Raw genomic sequence first — 15,640 nt, 5'->3', positions numbered from 1 at the left:
CTTAAGCGTACAGCCCGTGCAGGAACCAGCGCGCGTGTTCGGCGTCGCGTTCGCGGTAGATCCAGTAGCGCGCCGCCGCCGCGTCTTCGGCAACGAAGTAATCGCGCACGGTCAGAGCCGGGTCCCACCAGCCGCTTTCGATGCGTTCCGGCCCGCGCACCAGCCGCAGCGGCTGGCCGCCGTACTGGGGGCGATGACCCGACAGCTTCAAGGCCAGCGGCGTTTCCAGCAGCCAGAAGGGGCGGTCCAGCAAGGGCGGCAGGGGCTGGGGCGGGCGCGGGGTGGCCAGCGCATCGCCCCAGGAATTGGCGGCTTCGGGGCGGTGGTCGGGCGTGGGATGGGCATGGCGCACCTGGTCGCGACCCAGCCGGGCCACCAGCAGATCCAGCAGCCGGGCGTGGTCGGCTGCGGTACCGCCGGGCTCGGGGAACAAGGTGGTGCTGACGGCGGGCTGTTCCACGGTGTCGGGCGCCAGCAGCGATACGGCGATGACGGGCGCTTCCAGCGTGACGTGGTTCAGCTTTTCGCGCAGCAGGTGCAAGATCTGCGGCGCCTGCCAGACCGGCTGCGCCAGCGCCAGTTCCAGTTCGGTGGGCGGGCGGGCATGGCGGCCGCGTTCGTGTTCCATGCAGAGCACCACGCGGCGCACCGCCAGTTGCCGGGCGGTAAGCCAGCCGCCCAGCTGCTCGGCCAGGCGGCGCGCCACTGCCAGCACGGCGTCGGTGTGCTCGACGTAGTCCATGAGTTCGATGCGCCGGGAAAACTGGTTGGGCGGTTCGATCCAGCGATACAGTTCGGGCGCCTGGCCATAGGCGGCGTCCAGGGCCGGCAGAAGGTCGGGCGCGCTGCGCCGTTGCAGGCCGGCGCGCGGCAGGGCGCGCAGGTCGGCCAGGGTATGGCAGCCGATGTCGCCCAGCCAGTCCAGCCGCGCCTGCGCCTGGGGCAGCAGCGCCACTGGCAGGGCGTCCAGCCGGCGGGCCAGCGTGGGCAGGGTGAGCGTGCGCCGGGGCATGCGGCGGCCGGCCCGATGCGCCAGCAGCCAGGCGCCCCGGGCCGTGGGCGCCATGCCCAGCGACACGCGCAGGTCCAGCGCTTGCAGGGTGGCGCGTATGCGCCGGGCAAGCGCGCGCGGGCCGCCAAAGAACATCAGGCTGGCGCCCACGTTCAACAGCACGGTGTCGGCATCGTCCAAGGCAATTTCAGGGGTGTATTGCAGCAGCGCCAGCGCCGCGCCGTGCAGGGTGTCGGCTTCGGCTTGGGGCTGGCGGGGCAAGAGCTCGACCTGGGGGGCGATAACGGCCGCGCCGGCGCGGCGCATGCCCGGTTTGACGCCGGCCTGGCGGGCGGCGGGGGTGAGGGCGGCAACGCGTTCCTGGTCCAGGACGGCGAACGCGTGCCCCTCATGCGGCCAGTGCGGGCGTAGTACGTCCAGCGGCAGGCAGCGCAGGAAGGCGGCGATCCAGAGGCGCATGGCGGGGAGAAGACGGCGTAAGCGCGCCGGGCTCCAGGCCCACGTACAGCGGGGTGTCGCAGACAGGCCCCCGGCGCTTCAGAATATGAACGGATAAACCGCCCGGGGCCGGCGCAAGCGCCAGCCGCAACGGGGCGGGGGTGGCGTTTTGCGCGGCGTTGGCCGGGCGGATGGCAATGAACAGCAGGTCGCTGGCCTGGGCCGCCAGATGCAGGCGGCGCAGGGATTCGGGGCGCACGTGCGGCAACCAGCAGATCAGGGCGCCGCAACTGCCGTTTTTCAGGATTTGTTCCGTTGCCCACAGGGTGTCGACGGGTTTTTGCGGCGCCACCCACAGCAATTGCCGGGGGTCCAGCCGCCAGCTCATCCAGCTGGCGATGTGGGGCACGTGCGGCGGCTGGACCAGCGCAATGGGGCGGCGCGTTTCCAGCTGGGCCAGCGCCGGGCGCAGCAGGCGGATTTCGCCCACGCCCGGATGCGGCGTCAACAGTTCGATAAGAGACCCCAGCGGCCAGCCGCCGTCCGGCAGCTCGGCGGAAAGCGAAGCGTGCCCGGTAGGCAGGTTGCGCGCGGCGCCTTTAGCCAACTGGGTGGCGCGCCACAACGCGGGATGGATGCGTTCAGGAGTCATCATTACTGTATGAATATACAGTATTGTAGCTTCCTTTTTGTCGCCCTTCGGTGATCCCTTTGCTGCCCTTTTGTCACCCTTTTCGGGTGTCGGCCCGTCCGGCCAGGCCTATCCCCGATCCAGATCCAGCCCGTAAAAGCGCATGTCGCCGTAGCGCACCCAACGCGATTTCTTCACCACGCGATGCCCGATCCACAGCGCCAGGAACAGCGGAATGGCCAGATACGTGGACACCACCCCGATCCAGTCGATGCGATCCTGCAAGAACGCCTGGTAGTTCTGGCCCAGCGTCACCACCAGGCACAGCACAAAGGCCAGCACCGGCCCAAACGGGAACAGGCCGGCCTTGTAGGGCAGGTCGGCCGTGTCGTAGCCGTGCCGCACGTAGCCCTGGCGAAAGCGGTAATGGCTGATCGCGATGCTTAACCAGACGATGAATTCCGTCATGCCTGCAAAATTCAGCAGCCAGATATAGACGGCCTTGGGGCTGTAGACCACGCTGAACAGGCACAGGCAGGCCAGTGCCGTGGTGGCCAGCAGCGCGTATAGCGGCACGCCGCCAGGCGTCAGCCGCTTGAACAGCGCGGGCGCCTGGCCCTCGGCCGCCATGTTGAACAGCATGCGGGTGGCGGCGTACATGCCCGAATTGCCGGCCGACAGCACCGACGTCAGGATCACCGCGTTCATCACGGTGGCGGCCGACAGCAGGCCGGCGTGCTGGAACACCAGCGTGAAGGGGCTGACGGCGATGTCTTCCACTTCGTTGCGCAGCAGTTGCGGGTCGGTATAGGGCAGCAGCAGGCCGATGATCAGAATGGCCAGCACATAGAAAAGCAGGATGCGCCAGAACACGTTGTTGATGGCGCGCGGCACGTTGCGGCGCGGGTTTTCGGATTCGCCGGCGGCCACGCCCACCAGTTCGGTGCCCTGGAAGGAATAGGCCACCACCATGGCCACGCCGACCCAGGTGGCCGCGTTGCCCACGAAGGGCGCATCGCCGATGGTCCAGTTCACCAGGCCGACCTGATCGCCGCTGTGGATGATGCCCACCAGCATGCCCAGCCCGACGGCGATAAAGCACAGCACCGCCACCACCTTGATGATGGCGAACCAGTATTCGGCCTCGCCAAAGCTGCGCGCCGAAAACGCGTTCAGCCCGAAGGTCAGTGCCAAAAAGGCCACGCTCCATATCCAGCCCGGCGTGTCCGGCAGCCAGTACGCCATGACCAATTGGGCGGCCACCACGTCCACGGCGACGACCGTGGCCCAGCTGATCCAGAAATTCCATCCCAGCGCGAAGCCAAAGCCGGGGTCTACATAGCGCGACGCATAGGTGCAGAACGACCCGGACACCGGCATGAAGGTGGCAAGCTCGCCCAGGCTGGTCATGATGAAGTAGACCATCAGGCCGATCACCAGGTAGACGAGCAGGGCGCCGCCCGGGCCGGCTTGCGCGATGGCCGCGCCCGAGGCCACGAACAGGCCGGTGCCGATGGCTCCGCCCAGCGCTATCATCGTCAGGTGGCGCGCCTTGAGCACGCGGTGCAGCTGATTCCGGCTAGCGGGAGTCGCGCCAGAATCGGGGGTTTGTGTTTGCATTGCAGGGGGTCAAGGGGCCGCCGTGGCGGCATTCAGGCAAGGGGTGGGCGGGGTCCGGTCAGGCTGGTGGCGGCCAGGCGGCCAGGCGACCAGGTGACCAGGCAGCCAGGCGACCAGGCAGCCAGGCGACCGTCAACCGGTCGCCACGCGGCCGCCAACGCCAAGCAGGCCGCCAACGGTAAAGCCGCGCATTTTACAATGCGGCCATCGCGGCGCAGTCCAGCGGCCCGGGCCAGCACGGAGCAGTTTCATGGCATCTACCGAATCACTTGAATTCCTACCCGAGGCGGGCGTCGACGTGCGCCAGTTGTTCATCCTGCTGCACGGCGTGGGCGGGTCGCCCGATAACCTGCGGCCCTTGGCCCAGGCCGTGCGCGCGGCCTTTCCGACGGCGGCGGTGCTGGTGCCCGAGGGTTTCGAGCCCTTTGACGGCGGCAACGCCGGGCGCCAGTGGTTTTCGGTGCGCGGCGTGACCGAAGACAATCGCGCCGAACGCGTGGCGGCGGCCATGCCACCCCTGGAAGCCTATGTGCGCCAGGCGCAGGCCCGCTTCAAGCTATTGCAGTCGGACACGGCGATCGCGGGCTTTTCGCAGGGCGCGATCATGGCGCTGGAACTGGTGCAGGCCCATGACGGCATGGCCGGCCGCATCATTGCGTTTTCGGGGCGCTATGCCCAATTGCCCAAGACCGCCCCGCAATTCACCACCTTGCACCTGCTGCATGGCGCCGACGACCCGATCATGAACGTGTCCCACATCCAGGCGGCCCAGGCGCGGCTGGAGGCGCTGCATGGCGATTCCACTATCGATATCGCCAGCCACGTCGGCCATGAACTGCATCCCGCGTTGATCGAACGCGCCATTGTCCGCTTGCAGACCTGCGTGCCGCTGCGCAGCTGGGAAGCGGCGCTGGGCCTGAACCAGACGCCGCCCGACGGCACCACGCTGCACTGATCGCGCGATGAGCACCGCGCGTTCTTCCGTGCCGGCCTCGCCGCGCGCCGCCGATTCCGTGGGCGGCGCACAAAGCATTTTCCGGGTGCTGCGCCTGTTGAAATACGTGGGCGCCGCGCCCGCGCGTGGCGTGGGCTTGAGCGATGTCGTGCGCGACATCGGCCTGACGCCGCCCACCGCGCACCGCATGCTGTCGGCCTTGCTGCAAGAGGGTTTCCTGTCGCTGAACCCCAAGCTAAAGACCTATAGCCTGGGGCGCGAGTCTTACATCCTGGGCCTGGCTGCCGAAAGCCGCCATGGCATCAAGGCCATCGCCGAATCGGCCGTGCTGCGGCTGGCGCAGTCCACGGGCGATACCAGCTTTCTATCGGTGCGCTCGGGCCACGAAGCGGTGTGCGTGGACCGCAAGACGGGCGACTTTCCCATCAAGATCCTGACGCTGGAAGTGGGCCACCGGCGGCCGCTGGGCGTGGGGGCGGGCAGCCTGGCGCTGCTGGCGTTTTTGCCCAATGACGATATCGACCGCGTGCTGGCTCGGTACGACGCCACCACCGCGCCCGACCTGCCGTCCACCGACATGCTGCGCGAGGACATCGCCGCCGCGCGCAAGCAGGGCTATGCGCTGAACCCGGGGCGCATCATCCCCGACATGCTGGGCGTGGGGGTGCCGGTATTCGACCGTGAGCAGAACGTGGTGGCCGCGCTGAGCGTGGCGGCGATCCGCTCGCGGCTGTCGGGGGCACGGCTGCATGATGTGGTGGCCGCGTTGCAACGCGCCGCGTCCGAACTGTCGGCGGATCTGCTGCCGCGCGCCTGAGCGCAGGCAGGTCGCAGCCACAGCCACAACCACAGCCCCAGCCACAACCACAACCACAGCCCCAGCCCCAGCCCCCAGCCACAGCCACAGCCACAACCACAACCACAGCCCCATCCGGCGCCACAACCCCGGCTATCGCCCCGCGCAGGCCTTGCCGCCATCGACCGGCAAGCACACCCCGGTGATGTATTTGGCCTCGTCGCTGGCCAGGAACAGGGCGGCATGCGCCACGTCCCAGGCGTCGCCCATCCGGCCCATCGGGCTGGCGGCGTTGCGGCGGCGGCGCATTTCCTCCACATCCTGGAACTGGCCGGCAATCTGCTGGTAGATCAGCGGCGTATCGATCACGCCGGGCAGCACCGCGTTGACGCGGATATTGTCCGGCGCGTAGCGCACCGCCAGCGACCGGGTCAGGTGGTTCAGCCCCGCCTTGGCCGCGTAGTAGGACGTGTACGGATAGGTGTTGACCTGAATCGAGGCCAGCGACGAAATGTTGACGATGCAGCCGCCGCCTTGCGCCAGCATGGCCGGCAGCACGTGCTTGCAGGTCAGGAACACGCCGGTCAGGTTGGTGTCCAGCACCCGGTGCCAGCTTTCCTCTGACGCCTCGATGGGGTCGCCCATTTCCGTAATGCCCACATTGTTGTGCAGGATGTCGATGCGACCGGCCTCGTCCAGCACCCGCGCCACCACGGCCTGGATCTGCGCCGACTGCGTCACGTCGGCCACCAGCGCGCGGCACTGTCCGCCTTCGGCCTGGATGACGCGTTCGGTTTCCTGGGCGGCCTCTGCCCGCACATCCACCGCGTACACGCGCGCCCCTTCGCGTGCGTAGAGGGCGGCGGCCGCCTTGCCGTTGCCCCATCCCGGCCCCGACGACCCCGCGCCGAACACCAGCGCTACCTTGTCCTTGACGCGTTGTCCCATGTCATTGCACCGAGATGTGGGCGAAGTCGGCCACCTTCTTCCACTTGGACACGTCCGCCTGGATCATCGCGCCGAATGCATCCGGCTTGTCCGCCACCACATAGGCGCCCACGCCCGCGTACTTGGCCTGCACGTCGGGGTCGGCCAGCGCCTTGCGCGATGCGTCGTTCAGCTTGGCCAACACATCCTTGGGCAGGCCGGCCGGGGCCAGCAGCCCGTTCCACATTTCGGCGTCGTAATCCGGCAGGCCCACTTCGGCAAAGGTGGGCACGTCGGGCAGTTGCGGCAGGCGCGCCTTGGCCGCCACCACGATGGCCCGCAGGTTGCCCGACTGGATGTGCGCCATGGACGAGGCGGCGGTGTCCCACAGTATCGGCACCTGCCCGGCGATGACGTCGTTCAAGGCCGGCCCCGTGCCGCGATACGGCACGTGCATCATGTCCAGGCCCGACAGCGATTTGTAGTACTCCATGGCCATGTGCGTGGCGCCGCCGTTGCCCGACGACGCATACGAATACTTGCCCGGCGCGCCCTTGACCAGCGCAAAGAACTGCGCGTAGTCCTTGGCCGGAAAGTTCTTGTTGACGACGATCACGCCCGGCACACGGATGATCTGCGTGACGGGAGTGAAATCCTTGACGGCGTCGTAGGGCAGGTTCTGGTACACGGCCGAGTTGGTGCCGTTGGTGCTGGATGTGCCCAGCAGCAGCGTGTAGCCGTCGGGCGCGGCGGACGCCACCGCGCGCGTGCCTACCGTGCCGCCCGCGCCGCCCCGGTTTTCCACCACCACCGGCTGGCCCAACTGCTTGCCCAACGCTTCGGCAAAGATGCGGCCCACCACGTCGGACGTGCCGCCCGGCGGGAACGGAACGATCAGCCGCACGGGGCGGTCGGGGTAGTTGGACTGCGCGGCGGCCGCGCCCGACAGCGATACGGCAAGGGCCGCGGCCGCCAGGGTGATCCAGGTTCTTCTCTTCATGATGTTGTCTCCTTGCTTGATATTGTTGTGCGTCCGGTATTTGCGCGGATACCAGGCCTTGTGCCGGCCTGTGTGTCCGCTACGGGGTGGCTGCTACCTGCGTTCTGCTATCTGCGTTCTGCTGTATGCGTTCCGCCGTGTGCCCAGGCCGAAGATCATGCGATGCGGTCGCCGGGCTTGATCTTCGCCGCGCGGCTGTCCACCCCTGGCAGCATGTGCGCCGGGTCGCGCGTCACCACAACGTCCAGGATGGTGGGGCGGTCCTTGCAGGCGTACGCGCTGGCCAACGCCGCCTGGATGTCGGCGGGGTCTTCCACGCGGATGCCGTTGCAGCCCAGCGCGCGCGCCACATTGGCGTAGTTGGTTTCCACCAGGTCCGACGATTGATAGCTGCCGCTGCCGTACATCAGATGCTGAAGCGCCTTGATATACCCGGACGCCGCGTTGTTCACCACCACCAGCGTGAAGGCCAGGCCCATGCGCACCGCCGTTTCCAATTCGCCCAGCGACATATTGCAGCCGCCGTCCCCCGTCAGGCTGATGACTTGCCGACCCGGCGCGGCGGCCGCGGCGCCGATCGCGCCGGGAATGCCGTAGCCGATGGACGCAAAGCCCCGGTCCGGCACGAAGCCGCGCCCGGCGCGCTTGGTGTCGAACAGCAGGCCGCCCCAGTGCGCGGCAAAGCCGCCGTCCGCCACCAGGATGCCGTCTTCGGGCAGCGTCGCGTTGATCTCGTGCATCAGTCGCGCCATGCCGATGGGGCTGTCCGGCGACGTCAGCTTGCCCTGCACGGATTCGCGCCACGTGTGCATCGCCTGGCCGACTTCGTCCGCGTAGGCTTGGCGGTCCGTTTGCAGCGGCTGGTCGGCCATGCGCTGGGCCAGCTCTTGCAGCGTGGCGCGGGCGTCGCCCCACAGACGCAGGGCGGGCGTGGTCGTGCGGTCAAATTCCTCGGCCACGATGTCCAGATGAATGACGGGGGCGCCGGCGCTCAATAGCTCGTAGCGGCGCGTGGCCACTTCGCCCAGCTTGCAGCCCACCACGAACAGGCAGTCGGCCTTGGCGATGAAGTCGTTGGCGATGCGGCTGTAGCGGCCGAACAGGCCGGCGTTAAGCGGGTCGCTGCACGCGATGGCGCCTTTGCCGCTCATGGTGTGGGCCACCGGGATGTTGAAGCGCTGCGCAAAGGCCTGCACCGCCGGCGCGGCGTCGCTGATGTGCACGCCGCCGCCGCACAACATCAAGGGCCGCGCGGCGCCGGCCAGCATGCTGGCGGCTTGCGCCAGGTCGTCCGCGTCGGGCCGGCAGCGCAGCGCCGGCGCGCGGCGGGTGTTGGCGCTGGCGTAGAACGCGTCGGCATCAAAGGCGTGGATCGCGTGTGCGATGTCTTCGGGCACGTCCAGCACCACGGGGCCGGGGCGTCCGCTGGTGGCGACGGCAAAGGCGCGCCGTACCAATTCCGGAATGCGCTCGATCATCTCGATGCGCAGCACATCTTTCACCACCGGCCGCAGCACTTCCAGCTGGCGCGCTTCCTGCGTCATGTTCTTCCACGAATGCAGACGGTGCGAATCGCCCACCAGCGCCACCAGCGGCGTGCCGGCGTTGAAGGCTTCGGCCAGGCCGGTGACCAGATTCGTGGCGCCCGGCCCCAGCGTGGCGTCGCACACGCCGGGCCGCCCGCTGACCTTGGTGTAGGCGTCGGCCGCGAACACGGCGCAGCGCTCGTCGTTGATCAGGTGATGGTTCAGGTTCAGGCGACGCACGGCGTCGTAGAACGGCAGCAGCTGAAAGCCGCCCATGCCGAACATCAAGCCGACATCGTGCGCGGCGAACATGCGTGCGATGGCTTCGCCGCCCGTGATTTCCAGTTTTTCCGACATGCGAGGTGTGCTCCTGAGTCTTAAGTGTTGGCGCGCCCGTTGAGCAGGGCATCGATAAAGGTTTTCAGTGGGGTGCCGACGCGGCCGCCCAGATCGCGGGCGCGCGCGTTGGCTGACGAGATCACGCCTTCTTCGTAGCAGGAGCGCGCATCGCCAATGCAGGCGCTATCGGCCGACACGGTCAACGCGGCGATACCGCGCTGCTGCAACAGCGGCAGCCGGCCGGTGCCCGCGCCGTCACGGCCCATGCCGGCATCGTTGAAGGTGACCAGCCGGGGCGCGGCCTTGACGCCGTCGGTTTGCAGGCCGGCCAGGCGTTCGCCGTGCGATGCCGTGACGGCAATGCGGCCATCGTCGCGTTGATCCAGCAGCGATACGGAGTCCGCGCCGATGACTTGTGGCGTGCCATCGGCCGCCGCCCGCAACACCATGCGGGACTCGTTTTGCAACGTGGGCAGCGGGTAAACGGCTGACGACAGGGCCAGCCGCGCGGCGGCCTCGGCCACGCGCATGCCGGGCACGCAGCCCAGGGCCTGCGCCCGTAAATTGACGTGGCTGATGACGCCGCGGCGCAGCATGTCCGCGCCGTCGCCGATGCGGCAACTTTGATAGTCCGCGGTGGCGGCGGGCACGCCCCAGCGTTGCAAGTCCGACAGGCCGGCAATGCCCGCTTGCCGCAGCCCCAAGCCGGCGTCGTTCAGGATCACCGCCCGCACCCGGCCGCGCGCGGCGCAATAGGCGGCATAGCGTCCGCCGTGGGACCCGGCGATGACCACGCGGCCGGCGTCCGCGCTGCCGAGCTTGGTGATGCTGTCGAGCACACTGGCGTCGATCGTCGTGCTTTGTGATTCCATATTATGGATTTTGTTTTATCGCGTTGCCGCCCGGCGGGGCGAGGGCGAAGGGCGGACGCCCCAGCTTGTCTCGTATCTTGATGTAGTTATGCACCGGATTCTACGGGCGCGAAAAGCCGTACGGCAATAATCCATCCATATTATGGAAATGGATTTGATGGGCGTGGCGAATCGGGATGGGCGTCGCGGCCCGGCGCTGGCTCGGCGTACGGCTGGCTGGCCGAGACAGGACGAAAAAAAGCGCCCGGTCGGGCGCTTTGGAAAGCCGCCGCCTGCCAGGCGGGGCCTTTGTGCGAGAGGCGCGTCGGACTACTTTTCCCAGCCGCCGCCCAAGGCCAGGAAAACGGCGATCTGGTCGCTGCTAAGTTCGGCTTGCGAGGCGGCCAAGGCGCTTTCGTTGGTGGCCAACGTACGTTCGGCGTCCAGCACGGTCAGGTAATCCGTCTTGCCGTACTGGAACAGGCGGCGCGCTTGCGAGGCAGCTTCGGCGCTTTGGTCGCGGGCGGCGCGCAAGGCGGCGTCACGGTCCAGCTGGCGGGCGTAGACGACCAGCGCGCTTTCCGTTTCGCGCAGCGCGTTCAGCACCGTGGCGTCAAAGCGCGCCACCGCCGCCTTCGTGCTGGCTTGGGCTTCGGCGATGCGGGCCTGCACCGCGCCCGTGTTCGGCAGGGTCCACGAGATCAGCGGACCTACGCTCCAGCTGAACGTGCCCCGGTCGCCGAACATGGCGGCCGGGCCGCCCGATGCGGCGGACAGGCCCAGCGTGACCTTGGGATACAGGTCGGCGGTGGCCACGCCGATGCGCGCGGTAGCCGCCGCCAGCGTGCGTTCCGCCTGGCGGATATCGGGGCGGCGGCGCAGCAGCTCGGCGCCATCGCCCACGGGAATGGTGCTGGTCAGTCGCGGCGCGGCGGCGCATTGCAGCAAAGACGCGGGGATGTCGTTCGGCGTTTGTCCCGTCAGCGCGGCCAGGCGGTACAGCGCCGTGCGCTGCTGCGCCTGGAAAGGCGGCAGGTTGGCCTGCAATTGTTCCAGCTGGCTGCGGGCGCGCGTCACATCCAGCGTGGTGCCCCGGCCGGCGCGCTGCAAGCGGCTGACCGCGTCCAGCGATTCCTTTTGCACCTGCACGGAGTGCTGGGCCGAGGCCAGTTGCATGCCCGCCGCGCACATGTTGGCGTAGGCGCGCGCGGTTTCGGCGGCCACGGTCACGCGGGTGGCATCGTAAGCGGCCTGGGCGGCTTGCGCATCGCCGGTGGCGGCTTCGATGGCGCGGCGGATCTGGCCGAACAGGTCCAGCTGGTACGACACGCTGGCGCCCGCGGAATAGGCCCAGTGGTTGGGTGGGTCGATCCCGGGTTGCAGCTCCTGCAAGCCAGACACATGGCCGAACGTGGGCGACGCATTCACGCCGATGCCGGGTTGCTGCTGCGCCTGCGATTCCTGCACGGCGGCCTGGGCACGCTCCAGATTGGCGCTGGCCACGCGCAGGTCGGTGTTGGCGGACAGTGCCTTTTCCACCAGCCCGTCCAGCACGGGATCGTTATACAGACGCCACCAATGGCCGGTCACCGCTTCCTGTGCAAACACCTTGGAGCCTGCCTCGACGAAGGGGGCGGCCGCGCTCTGTCGCTGGGCGACCGACGCGGCGGGCACCTGGTAATCAGGGCCCACGGTGGTGCATCCGGCCAGCGCAATGGCCAGCGTCAACGGCAGAAGAAATTTGGTGTTCATGGCAGCTACGGCTTGGGGTTGATATGAGAAGAAAGAAGGGTTGATGGGCGCGCGGTGCGGGGGTCAGCGGTTGGCGGTGTCGGCGGCGGCTTGCCGCGGTGCGGGCGTGGGGTCGACCGACACGGTGGCGGTCTGGCCGGCGACCAGCCGCACGCCCTCGGGCACGTCGTCGATCTTCACGCGCACCGGAATGCGCTGCGCCAGGCGCACCCAGTTGAAGGTCGGGTTCACGTTGGGCAGCAGGTTGGCGCCGGTGCTGCGGTCGCGGTCGGCAATGCCCATCGCGATGCTTTCGACGTGGCCTCGGATGTGGCGCGAATCGCCCATCAGCGTCACCGTGACGGGTGCGCCTTCGTGGATGCCGGGCAGCTTGGTTTCTTCGAAGTAGCCTTCGACGTAGAACGAGCCCGCGTCCACCAGCGCCATCACGCCGCGCCCCGCCGTGGCGTACGACCCCGCGCGCAGATCCAGGTTGGTGATGCGGCCATCGCTGGCGGCCACCACGCGGCTGCGTTCCAGGTTCAGGCGCGCCGTGTTCAGTTGCACCTGCGCCTGCGCCAGCGCGGCCTCGGTCTGCTGCACCTTGGTCTGGCTTTGCTCGACGGCTTCGGCGGCGACCAACTGGCCCAGCGATCGGTTGCGCTTGGCGTCGCGCAGCGCCTGGTCATGCGCCACCTGCTGCGAACGCACCGACGCTTGCGCCTGATCAAACGCCAGCTGGAAGCGGGCACGGTCAATTTCAAACAGCAAGTCGCCCGCCTTGACGTCCTGGTTGTCGTGCACGGGCACGCTGGTCACCAGTCCGGATACGTCGGGCGCCACTTGCACCACGTAGGCCTTGACCCGGCCGTCACGCGTCCAGGGCTCGACTTCATAGTGCACCCACAACTGCCAGCCGGCGTAGGCCGCGGCAGCGACGACGATGGCCGTCACCGCGAACTTGCCGATGGCGGCAGGGCGAAGGGCGTTGGGAAGTTTCATACCTATCTCTGAAGAAAATAAGGGGAAATGAGCGACACGCCATACAGCAGCACCACGAACAGCGCCAGATCAAAAAGCGCGGGGTGCCACACCAGGCGATACAGTCCGATGCGCGCCAGCACGCGGCGCAAGGCCCAGGCCACGCCCAGCGTGACCACGCCCAGCACCAGCAGCCAGGGGAAGTAAATGCCGTACAGATTGAATTCGCCGATCATGATGCGTGGCCCTCCATGGTGGGATGGGCGGGTTGGTAGTCGGGGGCGTCGGGAAAGAACGCGCGGCGGATGCCCACCAGCGCGACCACCGCGCGGTCGCGCGCGGCCACCCCTTGCGGCGTGGCGGCCACGCTGGACAGCGCGCGGTCGATTTGCGCCAGGAACTCCGGCGTCTTTTCCCCCACGCGCCATGCCGAGCGCGCGCGGAAAAACTGCGCCAGGCTGTTCAGCACCGGCTGGATCGTGGCCTCGGCCATCGGCAGGTGACGACGCGCCCGTTGCAATTCGGTGATGTCGCGGCCCACGCGCAAATCCTTCAACGCGTCGGCGGCAACCAGGTCGTCGGGCCGCTCGGCCAGCGCCAGGCGCGGCTGCAACAGGCCGATGCGATCCAGCATGCGGGCGGTGTAGGTATGGCGCGACGGCGCGCGCGGCGAGCTGGCCAGCGTGGCCAGTTCTTTCCAGTTGGCGGCCTGGATGCGGCGGGCGCTCCAGTCGGCGCTGACCGTGCGGAAGATGGCGGCAATGATGGCCGCCGTGGCCACGCCCATGCACTGCGCCACCTGCGTATCGATAAACGACACGATGTCGGCGGTGTTGGTGTCTTGCAGCGCCATGGTGCCCAAAAAGCCGAACAGCATCGCCATGGCCTTGCCGGTGCTGGCGGGGCGCGCGATGAAAATGCCCAGCACGAAGGCGGTGGGCAGCATCGACAGCGCCAGCATTTCAAACGAATGTATGGCGGGCATGATGCCCAGCAGGTACAGCGCCGACAGCGGAATCGAATACACCGTGTAGGTCAGGAACTGCATGATGCCGGGCACCGGGTTGTCCTGCGACGCAAAGAAGCAGCTGAAGATGGCGGCCATCAACGCGGCCGTGGCGCCGTTGCTCCAGGCCGTGCCGATCCAGAATGCGCAGCACACCGAAATGGCCACGCCCGCGGCCAGTGCCGACAGCAGCGCCATGCCGTGGTCGCGGTGCAGCGCGGCGTTGGGGTCGCGGGCAGGGCGGGCGTGGTGCATCCCGCCCCGCATCGACCCGCGCCGTGGCGCGCCTTTCAGGCCGGCGTGGATTTCGCGGCGCAGCGCCAGGCATTCGTCGTAGGTATCGATCAGTTCGCGCAACCGCGTCATCAGGCTGGCCAGCAGGGCGTCGCGCCAGGTGGAATGGCTGTCGATGGCGGGCGTGGCATGCGAGACGGCCGCGCGCAGTTGCACGGCGGTGTCGTGCGAGGCCTGGGCGCCGGCATTGATCCATTCTGAAATATCGTTCAGCAGCGCGGACACTGTGTCGGGCAAGGGCTGGTCATTGGCCTGAAGCGCGCGCAGGCGGTCTTCCACGGCCGAGACGGCCGGCGTCAACGCCGAAATCTGGTCTTGCATCGCGCGCACCGCGCCGGACGTCCAGCGCAGGTTGCTGGTGTCGAACGGCACATGGGTGGACAGCAGGCGCAGCTGGGTGATGTCGTTGGCCAGCACGCGGCGATCGCGGTCGCGCTGTTCGGCGGTCTTGCCGCTTAGCGTGTCGTGCATCCAGTTGCGGGCGTCGCGCACGGCCTTGTCCAGTTGCAGCGTCAGCGCGGGCGCCAGGCCACGCGGCAGCACAATGCTGTGGACCAGCGTGGCGCACACGATGCCCAGGCTGATCTCTTCCACGCGGGCCAACGCTGTGTCGAACACCAGCGACGGGTCCGTCACGCTGGGAAACCCGATCATGGCGGCGGTGTAACCGGCCAGCATGAACAGGTACGACCGGGGCGTGCGGTCCAGCACCGACATGTACAGGCAGGCGCCTACCCACATCACCATGGCGGCCGTCATGACGACGGGCGAATTCGACAGGCGCGGCACCATGTAGACGGTGGCGGCCGACCCGGCAAACGTGCCGACCAGCCGGTACAGCGCCTTGGAACGCACCGCGCCCGACCAGGGCTGCGCCACGACATAGGCGGTGGTCATCGCCCAGAACGGACGCGGCAAACCAATGCTGTAGGCCAGATAAAGCGCCATGATGGCGCTTAGGTAGCTCTTGAGCGAAAAAATGGTTTCGCGGACGTTCGGCAATTTCACGATGCGTTGTCCTGTTGATGGGCCCCGGCGCCGCGTCCCAGCGACACACTCAGCGCGTCAAATACGCGCAGACAGGCTTGCAGGTCGGATTCGCTGACGCCGTTGAACAGGCGCCGGCGCAGTTCCACCAGCACGTTTTCGACCTGAGCCCGCAGCGCATGGCCGGCTTCGGTCAAATGCAGGGTTTTGGCGCGGCGGTCATGGGTGTCTTCGCGGCGTTCCATCAGGCCGGCGGCCACCAATTGATCCAGCACGCGAACCAGGGACGGGCCTTCGACGCCCAGCGCCTCGGCCAGCGCGCCCTGGCGCACGCCGTCTCCCAGGCGGCCGGCCAGGATGACCGGCCAGGCGGTGGCCTGCGACAAACCGTAGTCGGCCAGCGCCTTGTCGGCAGCGCCACGATAGGCACGGGACAGCACCATCAGGTTGGCAGTGGTGGCCATGAGTTGGGAGTCGGAAGGAGTGTTCATGGAAATCGATTGTATCCTATCTATTAGCTTACTAATAATTGAATATGGCGAATAT

General features: G+C 67.9%; 14 protein-coding genes. 2 read left to right on the top strand and 12 right to left on the bottom strand.

Features of this window, described 5'->3' with window-relative positions; translation table 11 throughout:
* Nucleotide 1: 1 nt before the first annotated feature.
* The 3 genes from AC6LJY_RS18455 to AC6LJY_RS18445 form a co-directional block, all read right to left on the bottom strand.
* Nucleotides 2-1,471 (bottom strand): Y-family DNA polymerase, encoded by a 1,470-nt coding sequence (locus AC6LJY_RS18455; protein ID WP_498136515.1) that lies wholly within the window; start codon nt 1,469-1,471, stop codon nt 2-4.
* On the bottom strand, nt 1,401-2,105 hold the full coding sequence (imuA, locus tag AC6LJY_RS18450; RefSeq protein WP_314365883.1) for a translesion DNA synthesis-associated protein ImuA: 705 nt from the start codon (nt 2,103-2,105) through the stop codon (nt 1,401-1,403). The genes AC6LJY_RS18455 and imuA overlap by 71 nt, the downstream gene beginning before the upstream one ends.
* 105 nt (nt 2,106-2,210) lie before the next feature.
* Nucleotides 2,211-3,701: an amino acid permease gene (locus AC6LJY_RS18445; RefSeq protein WP_120155348.1), complete on the bottom strand. Its 1,491-nt coding sequence runs from the start codon at nt 3,699-3,701 to the stop codon at nt 2,211-2,213.
* A gap of 250 nt (nt 3,702-3,951) precedes the next feature.
* Here AC6LJY_RS18445 and ypfH point away from each other — a divergent pair, with 250 nt between their 5' ends.
* Nucleotides 3,952-4,656, top strand: coding sequence for an esterase (gene ypfH / locus AC6LJY_RS18440; protein WP_219992399.1), 705 nt, complete (start codon nt 3,952-3,954; stop codon nt 4,654-4,656).
* A 7-nt stretch (nt 4,657-4,663) separates the two neighbouring features.
* Nucleotides 4,664-5,473: an IclR family transcriptional regulator gene (locus AC6LJY_RS18435; protein ID WP_046807854.1), complete on the top strand. Its 810-nt coding sequence runs from the start codon at nt 4,664-4,666 to the stop codon at nt 5,471-5,473.
* 132 nt (nt 5,474-5,605) lie between these two features.
* On the opposite strand, the gene AC6LJY_RS18430 is transcribed toward AC6LJY_RS18435, so the two are convergent.
* The 9 genes from AC6LJY_RS18430 to AC6LJY_RS18390 form a co-directional block, all read right to left on the bottom strand.
* Complete coding sequence (locus tag AC6LJY_RS18430) at nt 5,606-6,400, bottom strand: SDR family NAD(P)-dependent oxidoreductase (protein WP_046807855.1); 795 nt, start codon at nt 6,398-6,400, stop codon at nt 5,606-5,608.
* Nucleotide 6,401: 1 nt separating this feature from the next.
* On the bottom strand, nt 6,402-7,379 hold the full coding sequence (locus AC6LJY_RS18425; protein WP_104143850.1) for a Bug family tripartite tricarboxylate transporter substrate binding protein: 978 nt from the start codon (nt 7,377-7,379) through the stop codon (nt 6,402-6,404).
* 155 nt (nt 7,380-7,534) lie between these two features.
* Nucleotides 7,535-9,262, bottom strand: a complete 1,728-nt coding sequence (locus AC6LJY_RS18420) for a thiamine pyrophosphate-binding protein (protein WP_498136514.1) — start codon at nt 9,260-9,262, stop codon at nt 7,535-7,537.
* Nucleotides 9,263-9,282: 20 nt separating this feature from the next.
* Entirely contained in the window at nt 9,283-10,116 is an 834-nt protein-coding gene (locus tag AC6LJY_RS18415; RefSeq protein WP_314365688.1) for a hypothetical protein, read from the bottom strand.
* Between the two features lie 309 nt (nt 10,117-10,425).
* On the bottom strand, nt 10,426-11,847 hold the full coding sequence (locus AC6LJY_RS18410) for an efflux transporter outer membrane subunit (RefSeq protein ID WP_314365691.1): 1,422 nt from the start codon (nt 11,845-11,847) through the stop codon (nt 10,426-10,428).
* 63 nt (nt 11,848-11,910) lie between these two features.
* A complete protein-coding gene (locus tag AC6LJY_RS18405; protein WP_046807860.1) occupies nt 11,911-12,828 on the bottom strand; it encodes an efflux RND transporter periplasmic adaptor subunit in 918 nt (305 codons plus the stop codon).
* Between the two features lie 2 nt (nt 12,829-12,830).
* Nucleotides 12,831-13,043 carry a DUF1656 domain-containing protein gene (locus AC6LJY_RS18400; protein ID WP_046807861.1) on the bottom strand — a complete coding sequence of 71 codons (213 nt, stop codon included), beginning with the start codon at nt 13,041-13,043 and terminating at the stop codon, nt 12,831-12,833.
* Nucleotides 13,040-15,115: an FUSC family protein gene (locus AC6LJY_RS18395; RefSeq protein ID WP_314365695.1), complete on the bottom strand. Its 2,076-nt coding sequence runs from the start codon at nt 15,113-15,115 to the stop codon at nt 13,040-13,042. Before AC6LJY_RS18395 ends, AC6LJY_RS18400 begins: the two co-directional genes overlap by 4 nt.
* Nucleotides 15,112-15,585, bottom strand: a complete 474-nt coding sequence (locus AC6LJY_RS18390) for a MarR family winged helix-turn-helix transcriptional regulator (RefSeq protein WP_046807863.1) — start codon at nt 15,583-15,585, stop codon at nt 15,112-15,114. Before AC6LJY_RS18390 ends, AC6LJY_RS18395 begins: the two co-directional genes overlap by 4 nt.
* Nucleotides 15,586-15,640 lie beyond the last annotated feature (55 nt).

This window comes from Achromobacter sp. RT286_PF (assembly GCF_059760425.1).
Note: the sequence above shows the minus strand (reverse complement) of the source record. Positions and strands in the feature narration are given on the sequence as shown.